This is a genomic window from Clostridium sp. HV4-5-A1G (genome assembly GCF_900184915.1).
Taxonomy (GTDB): Bacteria; Bacillota; Clostridia; order Clostridiales; family Clostridiaceae; genus Clostridium_B; species Clostridium_B aromativorans.
In genome coordinates this window covers 1-4003 of sequence record NZ_FXYI02000244.1, presented here as the reverse complement: position 1 = coordinate 4003, position 4003 = coordinate 1, and the positions used below count along the sequence as shown (strand labels likewise).

General features: G+C 28.4%; 4 protein-coding genes. All 4 read right to left on the bottom strand.

Features of this window, described 5'->3' with window-relative positions:
- Positions 1 to 26: 26 nt before the first annotated feature.
- A complete protein-coding gene (locus tag J5G60_RS17040; protein WP_150358955.1) occupies positions 27 to 872 on the bottom strand; it encodes a hypothetical protein in 846 nt (281 codons plus the stop codon).
- Positions 865 to 1236 carry a hypothetical protein gene (locus tag J5G60_RS17035; protein WP_190972274.1) on the bottom strand — a complete coding sequence of 124 codons (372 nt, stop codon included), beginning with the start codon at positions 1234 to 1236 and terminating at the stop codon, positions 865 to 867. The genes J5G60_RS17040 and J5G60_RS17035 overlap by 8 nt, the downstream gene beginning before the upstream one ends.
- A complete protein-coding gene (locus J5G60_RS17030; protein ID WP_190972275.1) occupies positions 1226 to 2284 on the bottom strand; it encodes an RAMP superfamily CRISPR-associated protein in 1059 nt (352 codons plus the stop codon). Before J5G60_RS17030 ends, J5G60_RS17035 begins: the two co-directional genes overlap by 11 nt.
- Before the next feature lie 16 nt (positions 2285 to 2300).
- Positions 2301 to 4003: hypothetical protein (locus J5G60_RS17025; RefSeq protein WP_207708026.1), on the bottom strand; the 1703-nt coding region annotated here is incomplete at its 5' end.

Sequence of the window (4003 nt, the reverse complement as noted above, 5' to 3'; positions counted from 1 at the left end):
TTTTCAAATAGCATATAATTTTTTAATTATATATACATTCCTTTTTTTAATCTAAAATAAACATCTTTATTGCATCCTAAAATTTTACTACCCGGAATAAAATAATAACCTTTAGAATCTACCAAATGATCAGTTTGGATAAAATTATACTGGACTACATATTCCAACTTACTGTTTACAAATTTTATATCATCTGACAAGCGAATATAATTTTTTATCGGTTCTGAATTTTTACTACTAATAAACAAGCTACCATCATTTTTTAAGTCCCAATTATTTAAATTATCTTCTGATATTGGCAAAGGCTTTTCATCTATTTTCATTTGTCCAAATCCATAAGATACTTCTCCCCCAACAGATATTTCATCCAAATCATTTATGAATTCATTAAATTTCGAATTATATTCTATTTTTATTCCCACTAAGCCGATCCAGTACATATTTTTCTTTTTGCCTTTAGATTTATGTAATATAATTTCAGTCTCATGAAGTGAAGCATCTTTTGCAGAAATATACATGGGGTTAATTGCTGTAGACATAAACACATCTGTATGATTTATTCTAAATTGTTTCTCTGAGATATTTCCCATATATAGTCGGCCATCCTTTAAGTTTGGAAACAGGGGCTTATCATCAATTTTAGGATAAAAACAGGTTATATTTTCAAATATTCTTTTCCCTTCTTTAAAATTTTCAGCTCTTCCACCTTTGAATTTTCCATAACTATTAACTAAAGCTCCCCACAAAGTCCAGCCAGGAATAAATACTTTAGTTTCCGATAAAACTCCATAATTTTTCTCCCCTATATGAATCGGACTAATCTGTTTAAATATTATTTCATACCATATCAATTTGTTTGCTTCATTAGCCATTGTTATCACCCAAAGCCTTAGCATGATATCTGGCATAGATCAATATCCTTTCAATTATATCTTTAAAAAACAGTAGGGAATTTAGGTTCTCAGATAATTTAATAAAAAACTCGTCACAACCATTTTTATAATCAATATCAATATCATTTTTAAATTTTTCTACTATATCCTCTATAAATGCCTTACTTATATCATTGTTTTTTTTAGATTTGCAGTAAACATAGTATCCATATACACCATCATTAGATAATACTCCTAAAGCTTTGTCAATTAAGTTAATAACATCTTTCTTGTCTCTATTGTTATTAATCATATCGTAACTATATTCATTTATACGAGAATCAAGATTATTATTAGTTTCCATTTCCTTCACCTCTATCAAGAATCTTTATTCTTCCAAAACCTCTTGTTGTCATACCTCCTATTCCTAATGTTTCAAAATATTTTTTACTTTCTTTTAAAGCTTCTTCAACATCCTTTTTTTGAGGTTTTTCTGATAAAGGACGCTCTTCAATCCTCACATTTCCATAAAAAACTGTTCCTCTAGGAATTGCTTCACTGGTAAATAAAGCCTTGTCTTTAGCTGCTCCTGTAATCGGATCTATAGATACGGAAGTCCTTGTCTCAAGATTTGAATTTATTATCTGTGCAACTATACTATCAGATACTATTATAATTTTCCCCTTTGAAATAATATTTTGAAGCACAGATTTTTGATTTCTTAAATCCTCTTTCATCTTTAAATAATTTTCTATTTTAGTATATGTATTATCATGATTATCTTCAATCCCCAAATTTAACCATCCAAGATTTATGGTTTTTATACCATTTTTCAATATAATTACCTTATCTTCTGACGGTTCTTCTTTTACATCTATACCTGCAGAGCATAAAATATTTTTTGAAGTTATCCACATTGTACCTAACCTTGTATATACGGGAAATAACAGTATATTCAAATCCGAAAAATATGCCATCCCCCTTTCAGATTTATTCTTTTTAGAATAGCCAAAAGTCTTGCACACTATACAACTCCCACAGTGTCCAGTATCACTTTTTTGCGATTCTTCAACCGTTACATCAGGCTCCTCATCTTGACCTGCACATTTGATTGCTGCATATCTATTTCCTTCTATACCTGTTACCCAACTTTTTGCATTTTTTATAAAAAGATTCTTAAAATCAGCTTTTTCTACTTTACTTCTCTTAGATCTACTTTTCTTGTATTCATCATTAAAATAAGAATATAGAGTAATAGTCATATAATATCTCCAGGTTCCTGCTAAACTTGTCCCCGGTATTTTAGGTATTCTTGCTATAGGATCCCTTACTATAGTATTATCAACACGCCCTATGGCAAATCCACCTGTCCCTATATAAATAGGGTCTTGAGATATAGCAATTATATTCATTTACTTCAGCTCCTTTTTATATTTTCTTTAAACAATTATGCCAAAAATCGTACATATCTAAGAATTTATAAAGTAAAGACTTAAATTCATCACTTGACTTTTCCTTCAGATCATTCCAGTTTGAAGCCCATAAAATTTTTGCAAATTCATTCTTTTTTTCATCATCTTTTAATTCAAATACATTTACAAAAGCAGAAAGCATAAATTTTACTAGACCGTCCTGGTTTTCATTGCCCTTCCAATCATTAAGCTTTGAATATATAAGACTTACCATACTTTGAAGTTTTGTATTATTTATTTTTTCTTTTTCCTTTTCTTCATTATCTTTAACTTTTTCTTCATTCCTAAAATATTTTTTAAACTTTTGAAAGTTTTTCCATTCTCCCCATGTATAAGGTCTGTTATTTTTTAATTCTATAGCTCTTTTTGCATTTGAACCACCCTTTTCATAATTATAGTTTATATCATTTCTTCTTATGTTCGTATCCAAAAATTCAAAATCTATTGTATTAGGATATACATAATATTCTTCATTTTTACTGGCATTGTCTACATCTTTAAGAAAAATATTTTCTTCTCCTTGTTTAGGCAAATAAAATCGATAAATTTTATCATCTTCATGATTAATTTCTCTATTCAGCTGAAAAAGGCTATAATATTTACAATTTAGTTTATTCTCTTCACTAATATCGAAAGATTCTTTTAATTCTTCGCCCGTTTTTTTATCTTCAATACTGTCCCAATTATAAATATCTCTTCTTATATTTCTTAAAGCCTTTATCCCTATATAAAGGGGCTTTTTATAATCTTGGAACACTATCCCCATATGCAATGGAAGTTTGCCATTTACGTATTTAAAGTCTTTATTATATTTTTCTTCAACTTTTTCTATTACTTTTGGAACATATTCTGCAGGCATAATAAATTGCCAGGACACCGGAGTTGAATTTATTATGGAAATGTAAGGTTTATAAGTAATATATTCAACATTATCTAAGGCAACTGAATGTTTACTGTTGTCATCCATATCTGTTAATTCAATTTTCTTGTTATTTAACCAATCTGATTGGCCCTCTTTTATTTCACGATAAGCAGTTTTATTTTTCATCAAATTTTTCTTTAACAAAGGAACAGCCTGCTCTACAGATGAAATAAGATATAAATTCCCATTTGCATCAGGAGTAAAATTTAATGCCTTATATTCAAATTCTCTGTTTCTATATTGTTCATCAACAATATTCCTAAATTTAATCCTCTTATTTCTCCACTCTGGCATCTTAAAGGTATTGCATAAATTGTTTTGCAACTCCTTAAAGAACTCCTCTGTTGTTTCCCATATTCTTCTAAACCTTGCCGGAGAAGGATTTTTTCTTATAAGAAATTGAAGCAGTATTTCTGATAAGAATTCAATATTTGAATCCGACAATTCATTCCATTTAATTGTTCTATTTTCAAAATCAATTTTATTTTTTAGTTTACTTTTTAGGAGTTCTTCCCATTCGTCGCCTATTGTACGTTCAAGTATAATATTTTTTATTTGTTCTGTAATAAAAGAGAAAGAAAAAACACCTTTTGCTGTAGTATGGGGGCTATTTCCCCAATCATTTTTATTAATACTACATCTTTCAATAAATTCTTGAAAACTCATTTCAATTTCTTTGTCATTTTTTACATATTTTAAATTAATACCCTCATTTTCTAAAAACTTATATATATAAT

What these genes read in the sequence shown, in the direction of transcription:
- J5G60_RS17040 (WP_150358955.1), bottom strand. Translation starts at nt 872, where the DNA reads ATGGCTAATGAAGCAAACAAATTGATATGGTATGAAATAATATTTAAA.
- J5G60_RS17035 (WP_190972274.1), bottom strand. Translation starts at nt 1,236, where the DNA reads ATGGAAACTAATAATAATCTTGATTCTCGTATAAATGAATATAGTTAC.
- J5G60_RS17030 (WP_190972275.1), bottom strand. Translation starts at nt 2,284, where the DNA reads ATGAATATAATTGCTATATCTCAAGACCCTATTTATATAGGGACAGGT.